Below are 17680 nucleotides of genomic sequence, written 5' to 3' on the forward strand. Positions count from 1 at the left end.
GACAAATACCCGCTCAATACCCGCAGAGATACCCGCTTTTTTCTCGGATGGCAACGGACACGCGCGAACGACGGCGAACTTGGAAGCGCCTGTGTGCTTGGAATTCCGGGTATTTACCGAACGCTGAAGAACTCGCGCGGACGCATATTCCGCTTATCGATCATCAACAGCATGGTGGCTTCTTCCGATGGCCGTGTTTCGGATCATTCTCAACCTTCGCGGCGCCCGGCGCACGGACAGACACGGCCGGCGACGACGGGCGGATGGTGAAGGGAGGGCTGGGGCGCACGCAGGGCGTGCAGGGAGGGCGGTTCAGGCGGCAGGCTTGCGCCAGCGCAGGCCGGAATACGGGGCGGCAATGATGATCGTCGGGCGCATGCCGCGGATTATGGCGTGCGGCGTGGCCTTGTACAAGGCGGCACCGCAGCTGTGCGTCAGGCGCCGGCCGCGCTCAGCTGCCTGACCGACGCCACCAGGTCGGTGAAGCGCTCGCCCTGCACCTGGATGTGGCCGCGGATGCGGTCGGCCGCCAGGTCGCCCTCGCCTGCGACGATGGCATCCACGATGGACTGGTGCTCGGAGTAGGAAACCTTCATCCGGTTGCGAACGCGCAGCTGCAGCCGGCGGTAAGGACGCAGCCGGCGGTGCAGGCTGATCGCCTGTTCGGCGAGGAAGCCGTTGTGGCTCGCCATATATATCTGGCGGTGGAACAGTTCGTTGAGCCAGTAGTAGGCGTCCGGGTTGTCGGCATCGCGGGCGGCCTCGCAGGCCTGGTGCGCCGCGCGCAGCGACGCGATCTCATCCTCGGTGATGCGGCGCGCCGCCAGCCGGGCGCACATCGCCTCCAGTTCGGCCATCACGTCGAACATTTCGCACAGGCGGTGTGGCTCGATCTCGGCCACCACCGCGCCCCGCCTCGGGCGCGTATCGACCAGACCGGCCGACGCCAGCTGGATCAGCGCCTCGCGTATCGGCGTGCGCGACACGCCGAATTCAGCCGCCAGCTCCTGCTCGTCGAGCCGGGCACCAGGGCGCAGCGCGCCGGTGACGATCTGTTCCTCGATCTTTTCGCACAGCTGTTCGGACAGGCGCAGTGGCGCCGGGGCGTGGTCCATGTCGGGCTCCTTGCTCATTACAAAAAAGTATAGACAAAGCTTGACTCTGAATACACCGAATCCTATCGTGTATACACGTTTGACTTTTCTACATACAAGAACTGATCTGACGTATCCGCCGCGTATCAGCCCCCACCGCACAAAACAAGGGGGTGCGGCACCACCACCATGCATCCAATCGACTGGAGGAGACTTGCATGAAATCCCAGCGCCGTTCCGTCCTGCGCGGCTTTGTCGCGACCACCCTTTCTGCATCCCTGCTGGCCCTCGGCCTGGGCGCCGCCCAACCGACGTTTGCCCAGACCACCCTGAAGCTTTCGCACCAGTTCCCTGCCGCCACCACATCCGACGGTGACTTCCGCGACCGCCTCGCCAAGCAGTTTGCCGCCGAAGTCGAGAAGCGCACCCAGGGTCAGGTCAAGATCACCGTCTATCCCGGCAATTCGCTGATGAAGACCAACACCCAGTTCGGCGCGCTGCGCAAGGGCGTGCTGGACATGTCGGTCCTTCCGCTGGCCTATGGCGGCGGCGAGGTGCCGGAAGTGAACCTGACGCTGATGCCGGGCCTGATCACCTCTTACGAGCAGGGCCTGCGCTGGCGCACCTCGCCGATCGGGCAGCAGCTTGAGAAGCACCTCGAAGAGAAGGGTCTCAAGATCCTGACCTGGGTGTGGCAGGCCGGCGGCATCGCCTCGTCAACCGAGAAGCCGCTGGTGGCGCCTGACGACGTGAAGGGTGTCAAGTTCCGCGGTGGCAGCAAGGAAATGGACGTGATGCTGAAGGGCGCGGGTGCCGCCATCACCAACGTGCCGTCGAACGAAATCTACAGCGGCATGCAATCCAAGGTCCTCGACGCCGCCCTGACCTCGTCCACCTCACACATCAGCTTCCGCTTGTACGAGACGTCGAAGTCCTTCACGTCCGGCCGCAAGTACAGCTTCTGGTACATGTTCGAGCCGCTGCTCATTTCCAATGACGTGTTCAAGAAGCTCACGCCGGAACAGCAAAAGGTGATGGTCGAGGTCGGTCTGAGCCTCGAGAAGTTCGCGATGGAAGAGGCCAAGAAGGACGACGAGCGCGCGGCGGAAGTGTTCGCCAAGGCCGGCGTCAAGGTGGCCGATATGGACGAGGCCGCCTTCCGCAAGTGGCAGGCGCTGTCGCAGCAGACCTCCTGGAAGGACTTCGCCGACAAAGTGAAGGACGGACAGCGCTGGATGGATATGGCCACTTCGGTCAAGTAAGCCACCGAACGCGGAGGAAACGCCATGTTCTCGCTGATCTCCGGCGCGCTGCGCCGGTTCAACCGGCTCGCCGCCTACACGTCGGGCATCGTCATCATCGCCAGCTCGATGATCCTGGTCTGGCAGGTCGCCGTGCGCTACTGGCTCAAGTGGCCGACCGACTGGGAAATCGAGCTGTGCGTGATGCTGCTCATCATCTCGACCTTCATGAGCGCCGCTCACACCCAGAACGAACGCAGCCACGTGACCATCGAGGCGATGGAATCGCTGCTGCCGCACGGCGTAAACATGCTGCGCAAACATCTCGCCGACCTGCTGTCGCTGGCCTTCTGCGCCTTCGTCGCCTGGAACGCCTGGCAGTTCTTCCACGAAGCATGGGTGGACGGCAAGACCAGCTCATCGATGTGGGCACCCAAGCTGTGGATACCGTATTTCTTCGTCGCGCTCGGCATGTCCACGCTGACGCTGGAACTGGCGCTGCAGAATCTGCGCCGCAAGGAGGCCTGAAATGGACATGCTCACCCTTTCGCTGCTGTTCGCCGCGGCGACCTTCATTGCACTGTTCTCCGGCATGCCGATAGCGTTCGCGGTCGGCGGCGTGGCGGTGGTGTTCATGGTCGCCTTCATGCCGCTGTCGTCGCTGGCGCTGGTGACCGAAACCATCTACGCCGAGCTGGACAACTTCACCTTGCTCACCATCCCGCTGTTCGTACTGATGGGTGCCGCCATCGGCAAATCACGCGCTGGCGAGGACCTCTATGCCTCACTGAACCGCTGGCTCTACCGCATTCCTGGCGGCCTCGGCGTGGCCAACACGCTGGCCTGCTCGGTGTTCGCGGCGATGTGCGGCTCCAGCCCGGCCACCTGCTCGGCCATCGGCAGTTCGGGCATTCCACAGATGCGGGCGCGCGGCTATTCCGAGGGCCTGGCCACCGGCCTGATCGCCGCCGGCGGCACGCTGGGCATCCTCATCCCGCCCAGCCTCACCCTCATCCTCTACGGCCTGGCGGCCGAGCAGTCGATCGGCAAACTCTTCATGGCCGGCGTCGGCCCCGGCCTGCTGCTCACCGTGCTGTTCGCGCTTTACGTGATGTGGAAATACACGAAAGAGAAGAACGCGCTGAGAGCGGCGGCCGCCAGCGGCGGTGACAGTTCGCACGCGCTGCTCCAGGACGAGCACTACACCTGGGCCGAGCGGCTGGAATCGCTGCCGCGCTTCGCGCCCTTCCTCGCCGTGATCGCCATCGTCATGATCGCGCTGTATGGCGGCTGGGCCACGCCGTCGGAAGTGGCCGGCATCGGCGCCTTCTTCTCGCTGCTGATGGTGATGACCATCTACAAGTGCTACCGCTGGTCCGACCTCAAGGTCATCCTGAACGGCACGGTGAAGGAGAGCTGCATGATCATGATGATCATCGGCATGTCCTTCCTCTACACCTGGGTCATGAGCAATCTGAGCATCACCCAGTCCGCCGCGGAATGGCTGGTGACGCTGCCGCTGGGCAAGTGGGGCTTCTTCGTCGCGGTGTGCGCGCTGCTGCTGGTGCTGGGCTTCTTCCTGCCGCCGGTTGCCATCATCCTGATGGTGACCCCGATCGTGCTGCCGGCGCTGAAGGCCCACGGCATCGATCTGATCTGGTTCGGCGTCATCATGACCATCCTGATGGAAATGGGCCTCATCCATCCGCCGGTCGGTCTGAACATCTTCGTCATCAATGGCATTGCGCCGGACATTCCGCTGAAGAAGATCATGTGGGGCGTCATGCCCTTCATAGGGCTGATGACCGCCGCCGTGCTGCTGCTGTGCCTGCTGCCCGAGATCGCCATGTGGCTGCCCAACCACTACCACGGGAGCTGAGCATGGGCGCGCCCTGGAATCAGCGTGCGGCGCGCCGGGCGCGCCGGCTCGAACGGCTGGCGTCGCTGACCCGCGGCCGCGAGATCGTCGCGGCCGACATCATCGTCGCGCTGGAGGCGGCGATCGAGCCGGGCGACCGCGTCTGCCTCGAAGGCAACAACCAGAAGCAGGCCGACTTTCTCGCCGAATCGCTGGCCGACTGCTCGCCCGAGCGCCTGCACGATCTGCACATGGTGCAGTCGGTGCTGGCGCTGCCTGCGCACATCGACGTGTTCGAGCGCGGCATCGCGAACCGGCTCGACTTCTCCTTCTCCGGCCCGCAGGCGAACCGGCTGGCGCGACTGGTCGAGGAACGGCGCATCGCCATCGGCGCCATCCACACCTACCTCGAACTGTTCGGCCGCTACTTCGTCGATCTCACGCCCGACGTGTGCCTGATCGCCGCACAGGCGGCGGACGCCGACGGCAACCTCTACCTCGGCCCGAACACCGAGGACACGCCGGCCATCGTCGAGGCGACCGCCTTCCGCCACGGCATCGTCATCGCGCAAGTGAACGAGCGGCTCGACCGTCTGCCGCGCGTCAACATCCCGGCCGACTGGACCGACGCCTTCGTCGTCGCGCCGCGCCCGAACTACATCGAACCGCTGTTCACCCGCGACCCGGCGCAGATCACCGAAATCCAGGTGCTGATGGCGATGATGGCGATCAAGGGCATCTACGCCGAATACGGCGTGCAGCGCCTGAACCACGGCATCGGCTTCGACACCGCGGCGATCGAACTGCTGCTGCCCACCTACGCCGAATCGCTGGGTCTGCGCGGCAAGATCTGCAGCCACTGGGCGCTGAATCCGCACCCGACGCTGATTCCGGCGATCGAGGCGGGCTTCGTCGAATCGGTGCACAGCTTCGGCTCCGAAGTCGGCATGGAGAACTACGTCGCCGCCCGCTCCGACGTGTTCTTCACCGGCCGCGACGGCAGCATGCGGTCCAACCGCGCCTTCTGTCAGACCGCCGGCCTCTACGCCTGCGACATGTTCATCGGCTCGACGCTGCAGATCGATCTCGCCGGCAACAGCTCGACCGCCACGCTGGGCCGCATCGCCGGCTTCGGCGGCGCGCCGAACATGGGCTCCGACGCGCGCGGCCGGCGCCACGCCAGTCCGGCCTGGCTGCGCGCCGGCCGCGAACGCGCCGGCACCGCCGTCGCCACGCGCGGCCAGAAGCTGGTGGTGCAGACGGTGGAAACCTTCCGCGAACACATGGCGCCGGCCTTCGTCGACAGGCTCGACGCCTGGCAGTTGATGGAGGACATGGGCATGGACCTGCCGCCCATCATGATCCACGGCGACGACGTCACCCACATCGTGACCGAGGAAGGCATCGCCAACCTGCTGCTGTGCCGCAGCGCCGCCGAGCGCGAACAGGCGATACGCGGCGTCGCCGGCTACACGCCGGTCGGCCGCGCACGCGATGCGCGCATGGTGGAGAACCTGCGCGACCGCGGCGTCGTCCGCCGCCCTGAAGACATCGGCATCGACAAGCGCGACGCCACACGCGACCTGCTTGCCGCGCGCAGCATCAAGGACCTGGTGCGCGCTTCCGGCGGCCTGTACGACCCGCCCCGCCGCTTCCGCAACTGGTGAACGGAGACCCGACATGGAACGCTTCACCCTCTCGCTGCCGAGCACGCCCTGCGCGCTCGCCGATGCGGCTGCCGCGCTGTGCGGCGTCGTGTCATCCGGCAATCTGGAAATCCTGGTCAACCGCGGCAGCATGGCCGACCGCTGCGACATCGAAGTGAACACCTCCGCGCACGGCTTCCGCGACACCTGGGAAGCGGTGCTCACCGACGCGGTCGCCCGCCACGCCGCCGGCGGCCTCGCCCTCGCCATCAACGACGCCGGTGCGACACCGGCCGTCGTGAGCCTGCGCCTCGATCAGGCGCTGGAAGCGCTGGAGGACCGCGCATGAGCCGCCTGCACCGACATTCATGGTTCGAAGCGGACGCCCGCACCCGCATCGCCGGCCTGGCCGACGCTGGCAGCTTCCGCGAACTGTGCGGCCCGCACGAAAGGCTCACCAGCCCGCATCTGGCCGCACTCGACCTGCCGGTCGCCTTCGATGACGGCGTCGTGGTCGGCGAAGCCACGCTGAACGGCCGACCGGTACTGGTCGGTGCTCAGCAGGGCGAATTCAATGGCGGCGCTGTCGGCGAAATCCACGGTGCCAAGCTGCGCGGCCTGTTCGAGCGTGCGCGTCGCACACGACCGGCGGCGGTGCTGCTGGCCATCGACTCCGGCGGCGTGCGGCTGCACGAAGCCAATGCCGGCCTGATCGCGATTTCCGAACTGATGCGCGCGCTGCTCGCCGCACGCGCCGACGGTATTCCGGTGTATGGCCTGATCGGCGGCTCGTGCGGTGCCTTCGGCGGCATGGGCATCGTCGCCCGGCTGTGCGACGCGCTGGTCATGTCGGAAGAGGGCCGGCTCGGCCTGTCCGGCCCCGAAGTGATCGAGACGGTAAAGGGCGTGGACGAATTCGATTCGAAGGACCGCGCCCTGGTGTGGCGGGTGACCGGCGGCAAGCTCAGGCGCAGCCTGGGTGACGCCACGATGCTGGTGGACGACGACATCGCCGCCTTCCGCGATGCCGCGCGTTCGCTGCTCGCGCGGCCGGTGCCGGCGCGCGATCTCGCCGCGCTCGACGCCGACCAGCGCGCGCTGACTCAGCGCGCCGCACGCCACGCCGACGCGCGCGACGGGCTCGACATCTGGCGCGCACTCGGCCTGCCTGAGCCCGCACTCATTCCGATGCTCGACGCGGCCGATTTCAACCGCCTGCTCACTCCTCTTTCGCCGACGGAGGCCGCATGAACGCCCTGCTCGACCGCCTGTTCCCGGCCGGCCACACGGTCGCGTTCGACGGCCACAACCTGTCCGGCCACGCCGAATCGGCCGCCGGCCGGGTGCACGTGATCGGCACCCGCGACCGCGCCGCGCTCACCACCGACATGGCGCTCAAGCTGTCGCAGGCAGTGCTCGACGCGGTGCGCGCCGACCAGGCGAGCGGCGACCCGCGCCCCATCGTGTTCATCGCCTCGACCCAGGGTCAGGCACTGTCGCGCCACGAAGAACTGCTCGGTCTGAACGGCTATTTCGCCCACATGGCGCGCTGCGTCAACCTCGCCCGCCGCAGCGGTCACCGGCTGGTGACGCTGATCCACGGCGAAGCGGTCAGCGGCGGCTTTCTCGCCTTCGGCCTGCTGGCCGACCGCATCTGCGCGCTGCCCGAGGCGCAGGTGAAGGTGATGGACCTGCGCGCGATGGCGCGCGTGACCAAGATCGCGCCCGAGCGGCTCGAAGCGCTGGCGCAGAGCTCACCGGTGTTCGCGCCGGGCGCCAGCAACTATGCGCGCATGGGCGCCATCCACGCGCTGTGGTCCGACACCGACGACTGGCCACGGGCGCTGCAGCAGGCCATCACGGACGCCGGCGGCGAGGACCGCCGCGCCGCACTCGGCCGCGAACGCGGCGGCCGTACGCTGGCACAGCCGGTGGCCGAGCGCGTCGCCGGCGTCCCGCTCGACGCCTGACCATGGTCCGCCTGCGCCGTCACGACCTGGTCTGGCTGCGTGCCGGCGCGGAGGTGGATCTCGCCGCCTGCAGCGCAGCTGCCGCAGACGATGTCCTCGCGTGGCGCAAGGCCGGCAGACCGCTCGTCTGTGCACGCAGCGACGACCTGCCGGCCGACCGCGTGCGCCTCGGCCTTACCCTGCCCGGCACCGGCGAGCGCCGCCGCGTGTCGTTGGTCGCAGCGCGCGCCGACCTCGAACGCGGCACACCGCTGCCGCAGCTCGCGTCGCTGCTCGACGCACTGCCCGCCGCGTACCGGTCGTCGCTGCATGCGCTGGCCGGGCAGTGCACCGCCCTTGGCGTCACGCCGCGTGTCTATGGTTCGCTGCTGTGGCAGTCGCTCAGCGGCGAACCCTGTCTGCGCACCGACAGCGACCTCGACTTGCTGTTCGACATCGAACACAGCGGCGCTCTGCACGCACTGCTCACACTGCTGCAGACCACCGACAGCCCGCTGCGCCTCGACGGTGAAATCCGCTGCGGCGCACAGGCGGTGGCCTGGCGCGAGCTGGCGGCCGCACTCGACGGCCGCGGGCCGCGTCGCGTGCTGGCGAAGTCGGACGACGGCGTCGCGCTGATCGACGTCGCTGCGCTGTGGCCGGCCCGGAGCCGCGCCGCATGAACGCACCGGCACGGATCACGCCCGCCCCCGTCGCCGACTGCGAGCGCATCGGCCGGCTCGCCGTGCGCAGCCTCTACCGCGAAGTGGCGCTCGCTCCCAAGCCCGGCCTGGTCAACCCGGCCGACAACGGCAGCCACGACGACATGGACATGTCAACCTTCTTCCGCAGCCTGTTCGCGCTGCGCCACTACTTCCGCGACATCGCCCGCGCCGGAGCCGACGGCGCCGGCTTCGCCACGCTGCAGTCGCTCGGGCTGGCCGCCGAGACGCAGATGCTGGCCGCCACCGGCGGCATCAACACGCACCGCGGCGCCATCTTCAACCTCGGCCTGCTGTGCGCCGCGGCCGGGCGTATCGCGACGCAGGGCGGAACGATACGCGCCGAGCACGTCGCGCACATCGTCGCCCGCTGCTGGGGCGCCGACATCCTCGTCGCGCGCCCGACCGACGGCACGCCGCTGGCCGACAGCCACGGTCTGCGCGTCGCCCGCCGCCACGGCACGACCGGTGCGCGCGAACAGGCTGCCGCCGGCTTTCCCGACGTGATCGACGCCGCACTGCCGGCGCTACGCGGGGTACTCGCCGCGCCGGGCGACGCACGCGAAACCCGCGCTGCGGTGCAGGCGCTGTTCGTGCTGATCTCGCGGCTGGACGACAGCAATCTGCTGTGGCGCGGCGGCCGCATCGGTCTCGACTTCGCGCAGGGCGCGGCGCGTGCCTTCGTCGAAGCGGGCGGCGTGTTCGCCGACGACTGGGCAGCACAGGCGCAGGCCACGCACGCGGCCTTCGTCGCCCGCCGGCTCAGCCCGGGCGGCGCGGCCGATCTGCTGGCGGTGACGCTGTTCCTGCACGAACTGGAGGGTGCGGCGTGAGGCTGGTCGTGCTGTTCAGCGGTCAGGGCGGCCAGACGGCAGAGCATCTGTCCGAACTGCGCGCCGACGCGGACACGCGCGCCCGGCTGCCGGCGCTCGACGCATTGCGCGACAACGATCTGGCCAGCAACGTCACCGCGCAGGTCGTGATCAGCGCGCTGCAGGCACTGCGCTGGCGCCGCCTCGCGCCGCGGCTGCCGAGGCCGCTGCTGTTCGCCGGCTACTCGCTGGGCGAACTGAGCGCGTTTGCGATCGCCCGCGGGCTGCCACCGAAGGACTGGTTCGATCTCGCCGCCCGACGCGCCGCACTGATGGATGCCGCCACCGCGCATCCGTCCGGCCTGCTCGCCGTGCAGGGCCTGACCGAATCAGCGCTGCGCACCGCGCTCGACGGCAGCGGCTGCAGCATCGCCATCCGCAACGGCGACGCCCACTTCGTCGTCGGCGGCGCAAGCGTCGCGCTGACCGAGCTCGAACACACCTTGCCCGCGCGCGGCGCCCGCCGCTGCGTGCGTCTCGCGGTGCACACGCCGTCGCACACCCCGCTGCTCGCCGCCGCGCAGGCGCCGCTGGCCGAAGCGCTCGCGCCGTGGGCAAGCGGCCGCCTGTCCGTGCCGGTCATCGCCGGCATCGACGGCCGCGCGCAGCGCGACGCAGCCGATGCCGTCCGCTCGCTGGCGGCCCAGGTCGCACGGACCATAGACTGGTCAACCTGCATGGACACCGTGCTCGAATACGCACCCGACGCCGTGCTTGAAATCGGCCCCTGCAACGCCCTCGCCCGCATGCTGGCCGAGCGTGCCCCGGACCTGCCGGTGCGCGCGGTCAACGACTTCAGCGGCGACGCCGCGGTGATCGACTGGCTGGAGCGGATGGCTCAATAGGCCCGTCACGAGCGAACCACCGTCGTCGTCGGGGTCAGAAGACCCCTCCCACAAACCCCAACCCCCGTGAGCGCGCGCGCTTCCCTTGGAAGCGATGTAAGGTTGCCCCCGACCTCCCGGTCTTAAGGCTTGTCAGCGCACACCACGGACCATGTCGTGATACTCGGATTCAGCAAACGGAAGAGCTTCGAACAGGCGGTGCGGGCCTTCAGCCCGGATCTGTACCGCTTCGCCTGGTGGCTGTGCCGCGACAAGTTCGTCGCCGAGGACCTGGTACAGGAAACCTTCGCCCGCGCCTGGAAATCGTGGGACGACATCAAGGACTCCGCCGCCACCAAGAGCTGGCTCATCACCATCGTGCGCCGCGAACACGCGCGGCTGTACGAGCGCAAGCAGTTCGACTATGTCAACGTCGAACTGGAAGACCTGCAGATCGCCGCCGACCACGAACCGATAGAGCTCTTCGAAATGGAAAACCTGCTCGGCAGCCTGCCGCTGACGCTGCGCGAACCGCTGGTGCTGCAGGCGCTGGGCGGCTTTTCGTGCGCCGAGATCGCCGACATGCTGGACACCACCGAAGGTGCGGTGATGACCCGCCTGACCCGCGCCCGTCAGGCGCTGCGCGGCGCACTGACCGGCCAGCCGGCGCGGAGGGCCGAATCGTGAGCAGCTTCGACGACAAGAACATGACTTTCAACTGCATCGACTTCCGCCGCGAAAAGCTGGCCGACCCGCGCCGCCTGACCGAGGCAGCCGAGGAACACCTGATCGCCTGCCCGGCCTGCCAGACCTTCTCGCGCCGCGTGAACGCCGGCGAACGCATGCTGCAGCAGACGGTGGCGATCGACGTACCGGACGGCCTGGCCGAGCGCATTCTGGTCGGCAGCCGGGCGCGCACCCGCTCGCCGTTCAAGCTGTGGGCATTGGCCGCCAGTGTCGTGTTCAGCCTCGGACTGGGCGTGCAGTACTGGCACGCCGCGCCTGATCGAGAACATGTCGCGCTGGCAGTCGAGCACGTGATGCAAGAGCCGGAGGCGCTGATGAGCACCCGCCTGATCGAACCGCAGCGCGTCGCCCAGGTGCTGGAGAGCTTCGGCGCCGAGGTGAAGGTGCCGCTCGCCGCCGTACGCTACGTGAAGCTCTGCCCGGTTCCCGGTGGCACCGGCTGGCACATCGTGTTCGACACGCCGGACGGTCCGGCCACCGTGCTGCTGATGCCGCAGAAGGACAGTCGCGTGCGCACGCTGACCACGCAATACCGCGGCATGGGGGTGCATGTTGAAGCCGGGGGTCAGGGCATCGTGGCCGTGGTGGCGCGCGACCCCGATCGGGCGCGCGGCGCCGCCGGCCTGCTGCACCAGCACGTCAGCTGGACACCGACGGCGGCGCTGACCGCACACGACCGGGGCATCCGGCCGCGCAGCTGACACCGCAGTTTCATGGCACGACGGGGCGCAGGGTTTACAATCCTGCGTCCATTTTTTTGGCTGCCGTGCCTCGCCCGCGATGGAACTGACCCGCCTGCTGTCCCAGCTCGACAACCGGATGCTCGGAGAAATGTTCTCCGAAGACACCATCGTGCGCGGCAGCCAGTACGTGACGCGGGTCGGCGACATTGACGTGCAGGGGCCGACGTTGCGCGCTCTGGTGCGTGGCACCCGGCCGCAGCCTTACCAGGTGACGGTGCGGCTGGAGCGGCGCGAATACTTCGGCGAGCGCACGCTGGAAATCGCCACCCGCTGTTCCTGCCCGGTCGGCAACCGCTGCAAGCACGCGGTCGGCCTGCTGCTGGCGGCGAAGAAGCAGGGCGAACTGATCGAGCGCCCGCGCGCCGAGGTGCTGCGCTGGGCGCAGACGCTGCAGAAGCGTCTGAGCGAGGAACCGACGGGTACCTCGCGCAAGCGCGCCGCACCGAAGGAGTCGATCGCCTATCTGATCACACCGCGCGGCAGCCAGCCGGCCGACCTGCGCCTGCTCAAGGCCAAACTCACCGACCGCGCCGGCCGCGACAGCACGCCGGGCGGTGACAGCCAGCCCTGGTTCAACTTCGAGCAGGCGCTGCTGAAGCCGCCCGCCTTCGTGCAGGACAACGACCTGCCGGTGTTCCGCACGCTGCGCGACGCGATACGCAAACGCGCGACCAGCGTGTTCGTGCCGTTCGAACTGCGCGGCGCCGACGGCCTCGCCGTGCTGCGCGCCGCGCTCGACACCGGCCGCTGCTTCGTGCGCGCCGACGAGGGCAGCGACGACGCGCGTCCGCTGAAGCCGGGCGAAGCGCGCGCCGGTCAGCTCGAATGGCAGACCGAAAAGCTCGGCGTGCGCGCCCTGCTCGCCTGCACGCCGCCGGCCGACTGGACGCTGCCGACCGACCCGCCCTGGTATCTCGACGTCGCCCGCGGACGGGCTGGCGAAATCACCCACCCGGCGCGCGAGGCAGTGCAGGCGGTACTCGAACTGCCGCTGCTCACCACCGCCGAACTGCCGCTGGTGGCCGAGGCGCTGGCCCAGGCCGCCCCCGCGCTGCCTTCGCCGCTGGGCCGCGATGCCGCCAGCCTGCCGCTGATCGAAGAGGCGCTGCGCCCGGTACTGAAGTTCGCCAGCCTGCCGGTATGGCACGTGAAGCCGCACCGCCGCTACGACAAGGCGCTCGGCCACGCGCTGTACGACATCGCCACCGTCGCCCTCAGCTACGGCCAGGCGAAGTTCGCCGCCACCGACAGCTCCGACCTGGCGACGCTGCCCAACGGCCGCGCGGTGCGCGTGAAGCGCGACAGCGCGGCCGAACAGGCGGCGCTGGCCTTGCTCGGCGAAGTCGGATTCGCGCCGGTGCAGGCGCGCTGGCTGCAGATGTACGAATCGCTGCCGGTTGGCGCGCTGGGGCTGGAGAGCGAAGAGGCCTGGGCACGCTTCTTCGGCGACGCTGCCGGCCGCCTTACGCGCGCCGGCTGGCAGATCGAGTGCCCGCCGGACTTCCGCCACCGCGTGCTGGTGGTCAACGAATGGCACGCCGAACTGGACGAGAACGAGAACGGCTGGCTCGAACTGTCGCTCGGCATCGACGTCGGCGGCCGCCGCCTCGATCTGGCGCCGCTGCTGCACGCGCTGTTCAAACGCGACGGCCGCTGGCTGGACCCGATCGCGCTCGACCGCATGCGCGACGAAGACACCACCGACCTGTTCACCGCCGAAGGCGAACGCATCATCGTGCCGGCCGGCCGCATCAAGCCGCTGGCGCGCACGCTGGTCGATCTGTTCGACAGCCCGGCCGGCGGCGCGCTGCAGGTGTCGCGCATGGACGCGCCGCGGCTGGCCGAAGCGCTCGACGCGAAGTGGACGCGCGAAGGCTTCAAACCGCTCGAACAGTGGGTCGAACGTCTGCGCGGCATGCACGGCGTCGCGCCGGTCAACGCGCCCGAGGGCTTCGGCATCGAACTGCGCCCCTACCAGCGCGAAGGCCTGGCCTGGCTGCAGCACCTGCGCGCGCACGACCTCGGCGGCATCCTGGCCGACGACATGGGACTGGGCAAGACGGCGCAGACGCTGGCCCACCTGCTGACCGAAAAGCGCGCCGGCCGGCTCGACCGCCCGGCACTGGTCGTGCTGCCCACCTCGCTGGTGTTCAACTGGCAGCGCGAAGCCGCCCGCTTCGCACCGGAACTGCGCGTGCTCAAGCTGCACGGCCCCGACCGCGGCGAGCGCTTCGCCCAGGTACCCGAGCACGACGTCTGCCTCACCACCTATCCGCTGCTGTGGCGCGACCACGAAAAGCTGGCCGCGCACGACTACCACCTGCTCATCCTCGACGAAGCGCAGACGGTGAAGAACGCGGGCAGCCAGGCCGCCCGTGCGGTGCGCCTGCTGCGCGCGCGGCACCGGCTGTGCCTGACCGGCACGCCGCTGGAAAATCATCTGGGCGAACTGTGGGCGCAGTTCGACTTCCTGCTGCCCGGCTTCCTCGGCGAACAGAAGGACTTCACCCGCGGCTGGCGCACGCCGATCGAGAAGCACGGCGACCCCATCCGCCGCGAGCTGCTGGCGCGGCGCGTGGCGCCCTTCATCCTGCGCCGGCGCAAGGACGACGTCGCCGCCGATCTGCCGCCGAAAACCGAAGTGCTGCGTACGGTCGAACTGACCGGCCGACAGCGCGACCTGTACGAAACCGTGCGCGCCGCGATGGACAAGCGGGTGCGCGACGAGATCGCCAGCCGCGGTTTCGCCCGCGCGCGCATCGTCATCCTCGACGCGCTGCTCAAGCTGCGCCAGGTGTGCTGCGACCCGCGCCTGCTGAAGTCCGACGCCGCCGCGCGCGTGAAGGAGCGCGCCAAGCTCGATCTGCTGATGGACATGCTGGAAAACCTGCTGGCAGAAGGCCGCAAGGTGCTGGTGTTCTCGCAGTTCACCGGGATGCTCGACCTGATCCACGAACAGCTGGTCGAAGCCGGCATCGGCTGCGTCATGCTGACCGGCGACACGCAGAACCGCGAAGCCGTCGTCCGCCGCTTCCAGGAGGGCACCGTGCCGGTGTTCCTGATCAGCCTTAAGGCCGGCGGCGTCGGCCTCAACCTCACCGCCGCCGACACCGTCATCCACTACGACCCCTGGTGGAACCCCGCCGCCGAAAACCAAGCCAGCGACCGCGCCCACCGCATCGGCCAGGACAAGCCGGTGTTCGTCTACAAGCTCATCGTCGCCGGCAGCATCGAGGAGCGCATCGTCGCCCTGCAAGAGAAGAAGGCCGCCTTGGCCGAAGGCATCCTCGGCAACGACGAAGCCGCGCTGGAGAAATTCGGCGAGAACGATCTGGCGGCGCTGCTGGAGCCGCTGGCGGAGTAAGCGTCTCTGGACGCTCAACTCCGCGACCTCACGGTCCATGCGTACAGAGTACGACCGACAAGGACAGGAGGAGGCGCCCATCCCATGACGCACAGGAAGCGCGGGCCGGGCTTCCAGGCAGACCTGGAAGTCGCACGGATATCCGCGCTGGACCACACCTGCAGAGATGCCTTGAGCATGGCATCTAGGACAAATGGCTGATGGCGGCAGCCCTGTCGATAGCCGATTATGCGGCGCGATTCATTCGGCATACCTGCCGAACGATCTTTGTGCGGATGCGGGAATCCGGAAGTCCTGATCCGTTCCATCGCGTCTTGGTGTTCGAACGCAAGCATCCTCCTGTCACGCCCCAAAAAGGATTGAGAATGAAAAAAGCCCTCTACGCCGCTCTCCTTCTCCTGGCCTCATCCGGCGCGAGCGCAGCACCGGTCAGGTGGGAACTCGTGGACTTCCAGTTCAGCGACGCGGCTACCGCCTACGGGTCGTTCACATACGACAGCGACACAGAAACCTTTCACGACATCGACATCCGTACGACCGATGGCCCGACACAGGCAGGGCGTCACTATGTGTCCACTGCGGGCACCTGGGGCATGCTCGCGCCCCAGGGAACCCTGGCTTTCAGCGACAGCACCGGGCCGGATTTCACGGATGCAGGCTGGTTCCGAATGGATATCTACGTTCACTTCGACGCGACCCCAGGGACCATCGCCACACAGTGGTTTCCAGCCAGCGCCGAGAGCTTCTGCATGAACGAGTCATGCTGGACAGCAGCGAGTGAAGACATTGCTCCGGGCAAATCACGCAGGCTGACGGCGGGCTACCTGATGGCGGCAGCGCCGGTTCCGGAGCCCGCGCCATTCGTACTCGGAACTGCGGGCCTGTTGGTCCTCGCCGCGCGTCTCGCTTCACGCCAGCGCCGGATCTAGCCCCAATCCGGCAAATGGCCTGCCTGTTCTGGACGAAGCGGTATGCCGCTTCATCTAGAACGGACGGTGGCCAGCGCTTCCTGGCGCAGCCGTACTCGGGTTCTCCTGTTGATTGAAATGGAAGGGGACAGACAGCTCTTCGTATGGCTCTCAGCAGTTTCTAGATATGGGGACGGACCACGCTTTCATTCCGCGAGATGCGCGTTCAAAGCGTCTCAATCTCCTGTTGCCCCGTGTTTTCCTTCTCGCGCTGAATCCTGGCCGCGCTCACGCGTTCATGCGCGGCCGCTTTCCGGTGATCGAAGCGGCGGGTAGCCTGCGATCAGTCACACTCTCACCAACCGCAACGGAGTGATGGCAGCCCGAGAACGGTACCGTGTCAGGCGCGTCCTACCCGACGTCTGCGCACCGCCAGTCGCGGCTACACTGGCGCGCATCGACACTCCGAAAAACTGAACACATGAAGCCACTGATCGCCCTGTTTGTGCTCACGTCGTCCCTCGTCGGCTGCGCGGTCTACACGCCGTCGGGTGCCGTCATCGTCGATCCGGGTCGCAGCGGCTCGGGCGGCGGCTTCTGTCCGCCGGGTCAGGCGAAGAAGGGCAACTGCTGACCCGTGGTACCGGCCGCGGCGCGCTCATCGGCGTCGCGGCGGTCCGTCCGTCAGCGCGTCGTGTCCGTTCCGGTCAGTCCGATTTCCAGCAGTGAGGAGGAAATTTGCGATGGGGAGTCTGTTCGTCCGCTTCTTGATGGCGTGCGCCCTGCTCCCGGCCGGCGCCTGGGCCGCGGGCGCTATCGAATCCGTTCCGGTGCGTTTCGCAAAGGGTGCTTCGTCGGCCACGCTGACCGGAACACTCAAGGGTGACCGCATCGTCAACTACCGCCTGCGGGCCCGCGCCGGACAGACGCTGAGCGTCAGGCTCGAGACCGGCCACACGGTGAACTACTTCAATGTGCTGCCACCCGGTTCGCGCGACGAAGCGATCTTCATCGGCTCCACCCAGGGTACGGAATGGACCGGTCAGCTGGCGTCCGATGGGGAGTACACGGTGCGGGTCTATCTGATGCGCAGTGCCGCGCGCCGCAACGAGACGGCGCGCTACACGCTGACCGTCGGTATCACCGGCCGCGGACAGAGCGCACCCTCGCTGGACCGTGCGCCGGCGGGCGATGCCCGGGTCGCCGGCACCTCCTACCATGCCACCGGTCAGGTCCCCTGTTCGATGGGCGCGGCGCCCGCTGCGTCCGCCCAGTGCGAGTTCGGCGTGATCCGCGGCGCGCCCGGCAACGCCGAAGTTCACGTGACACCGCCCGGCGGCCTGCGGCGCGTGCTCCGCTTCGTCGGTGGCACGGTGAGCGCCGACGGCGATGCCCGCTTGCAAACCGGGCGGGAGGGCGATGTGTGGCTGGTCAACGTGAATGACTACGAGCACTACCGGATTCCGGACGCGGTGATCAGCGGCGGCTGAGGCGCGACGTGATGTTTTCCCGTGTCATGGTCGGCGTGTCCGACTTCGAACACGCGATGATCTTCTACCGGCCGGTCTTCGATTCGCTGCGCCAGGGCAGCCGCTGCGACGTCCCGCCTGGCCTGCGCCCGGAGAAACCCGCTCACCGTGACGGCGCGCCTTTCCGTAACCGCGATGGCACCACGTTCCGTATCGTCAGCCATCAGCCCGGGTAAGCCGGCA

Annotated in this window: 18 protein-coding genes; 17 read left to right on the forward strand and 1 reads right to left on the reverse strand. The window is 68.1% G+C overall.

The window, feature by feature from the left end; genetic code table 11:
* Positions 1 to 434: 434 nt before the first annotated feature.
* A complete protein-coding gene (locus ACQ66H_RS15920; protein ID WP_304002046.1) occupies positions 435 to 1115 on the reverse strand; it encodes a GntR family transcriptional regulator in 681 nt (226 codons plus the stop codon).
* 197 nt (positions 1116 to 1312) lie between these two features.
* Here ACQ66H_RS15920 and dctP point away from each other — a divergent pair, with 197 nt between their 5' ends.
* The 17 genes from dctP (at position 1313) to ACQ66H_RS16005 (ending at position 17673) form a co-directional block, all read left to right on the forward strand.
* Positions 1313 to 2356 (forward strand): TRAP transporter substrate-binding protein DctP, encoded by a 1044-nt coding sequence (gene dctP / locus ACQ66H_RS15925; RefSeq protein WP_430434824.1) that lies wholly within the window; start codon positions 1313 to 1315, stop codon positions 2354 to 2356.
* Between the two features lie 24 nt (positions 2357 to 2380).
* The gene (locus ACQ66H_RS15930) at positions 2381 to 2863 is read left to right on the forward strand and encodes a TRAP transporter small permease (protein ID WP_430434825.1); all 483 of its coding nucleotides are present in this window, start codon (positions 2381 to 2383) and stop codon (positions 2861 to 2863) included.
* A gap of 1 nt (position 2864) precedes the next feature.
* Positions 2865 to 4214: a TRAP transporter large permease gene (locus ACQ66H_RS15935; RefSeq protein WP_430434826.1), complete on the forward strand. Its 1350-nt coding sequence runs from the start codon at positions 2865 to 2867 to the stop codon at positions 4212 to 4214.
* A gap of 2 nt (positions 4215 to 4216) precedes the next feature.
* Positions 4217 to 5860, forward strand: coding sequence for a malonate decarboxylase subunit alpha (gene mdcA / locus ACQ66H_RS15940; RefSeq protein ID WP_430434827.1), 1644 nt, complete (start codon positions 4217 to 4219; stop codon positions 5858 to 5860).
* A gap of 13 nt (positions 5861 to 5873) precedes the next feature.
* Entirely contained in the window at positions 5874 to 6188 is a 315-nt protein-coding gene (gene mdcC, locus ACQ66H_RS15945) for a malonate decarboxylase acyl carrier protein (RefSeq protein WP_430434828.1), read from the forward strand.
* Positions 6185 to 7090 (forward strand): biotin-independent malonate decarboxylase subunit beta, encoded by a 906-nt coding sequence (locus ACQ66H_RS15950; protein ID WP_430434829.1) that lies wholly within the window; start codon positions 6185 to 6187, stop codon positions 7088 to 7090. The genes mdcC and ACQ66H_RS15950 overlap by 4 nt, the downstream gene beginning before the upstream one ends.
* Positions 7087 to 7809 carry a biotin-independent malonate decarboxylase subunit gamma gene (mdcE, locus tag ACQ66H_RS15955; protein WP_430434830.1) on the forward strand — a complete coding sequence of 241 codons (723 nt, stop codon included), beginning with the start codon at positions 7087 to 7089 and terminating at the stop codon, positions 7807 to 7809. Before ACQ66H_RS15950 ends, mdcE begins: the two co-directional genes overlap by 4 nt.
* A 2-nt stretch (positions 7810 to 7811) precedes the next feature.
* Positions 7812 to 8471 (forward strand): malonate decarboxylase holo-[acyl-carrier-protein] synthase, encoded by a 660-nt coding sequence (mdcG, locus tag ACQ66H_RS15960; RefSeq protein WP_430434831.1) that lies wholly within the window; start codon positions 7812 to 7814, stop codon positions 8469 to 8471.
* Positions 8468 to 9343, forward strand: coding sequence for a triphosphoribosyl-dephospho-CoA synthase MdcB (mdcB, locus tag ACQ66H_RS15965; protein ID WP_430434832.1), 876 nt, complete (start codon positions 8468 to 8470; stop codon positions 9341 to 9343). The genes mdcG and mdcB overlap by 4 nt, the downstream gene beginning before the upstream one ends.
* Complete coding sequence (locus ACQ66H_RS15970) at positions 9340 to 10227, forward strand: acyltransferase domain-containing protein (RefSeq protein ID WP_430434833.1); 888 nt, start codon at positions 9340 to 9342, stop codon at positions 10225 to 10227. The genes mdcB and ACQ66H_RS15970 overlap by 4 nt, the downstream gene beginning before the upstream one ends.
* A 156-nt stretch (positions 10228 to 10383) precedes the next feature.
* Entirely contained in the window at positions 10384 to 10893 is a 510-nt protein-coding gene (locus ACQ66H_RS15975) for a sigma-70 family RNA polymerase sigma factor (RefSeq protein ID WP_430434834.1), read from the forward strand.
* Positions 10890 to 11654 carry a DUF3379 family protein gene (locus tag ACQ66H_RS15980; RefSeq protein ID WP_430434835.1) on the forward strand — a complete coding sequence of 255 codons (765 nt, stop codon included), beginning with the start codon at positions 10890 to 10892 and terminating at the stop codon, positions 11652 to 11654. The genes ACQ66H_RS15975 and ACQ66H_RS15980 overlap by 4 nt, the downstream gene beginning before the upstream one ends.
* Before the next feature lie 79 nt (positions 11655 to 11733).
* Positions 11734 to 15060, forward strand: a complete 3327-nt coding sequence (locus ACQ66H_RS15985) for an SNF2-related protein (protein WP_430434836.1) — start codon at positions 11734 to 11736, stop codon at positions 15058 to 15060.
* 200 nt (positions 15061 to 15260) lie between these two features.
* Positions 15261 to 15989, forward strand: a complete 729-nt coding sequence (locus ACQ66H_RS15990) for a hypothetical protein (protein ID WP_430434837.1) — start codon at positions 15261 to 15263, stop codon at positions 15987 to 15989.
* A 460-nt stretch (positions 15990 to 16449) separates the two neighbouring features.
* On the forward strand, positions 16450 to 16602 hold the full coding sequence (locus ACQ66H_RS15995) for a hypothetical protein (RefSeq protein WP_430434838.1): 153 nt from the start codon (positions 16450 to 16452) through the stop codon (positions 16600 to 16602).
* A gap of 109 nt (positions 16603 to 16711) precedes the next feature.
* Positions 16712 to 17458 (forward strand): hypothetical protein, encoded by a 747-nt coding sequence (locus ACQ66H_RS16000; RefSeq protein WP_430434839.1) that lies wholly within the window; start codon positions 16712 to 16714, stop codon positions 17456 to 17458.
* 11 nt (positions 17459 to 17469) lie between these two features.
* Positions 17470 to 17673, forward strand: coding sequence for a hypothetical protein (locus ACQ66H_RS16005; protein WP_430434840.1), 204 nt, complete (start codon positions 17470 to 17472; stop codon positions 17671 to 17673).
* Positions 17674 to 17680: the final 7 nt, after the last annotated feature.

This window comes from Methyloversatilis sp., assembly GCF_965284615.1.
Taxonomy (GTDB): Bacteria; Pseudomonadota; Gammaproteobacteria; order Burkholderiales; family Rhodocyclaceae; genus Methyloversatilis.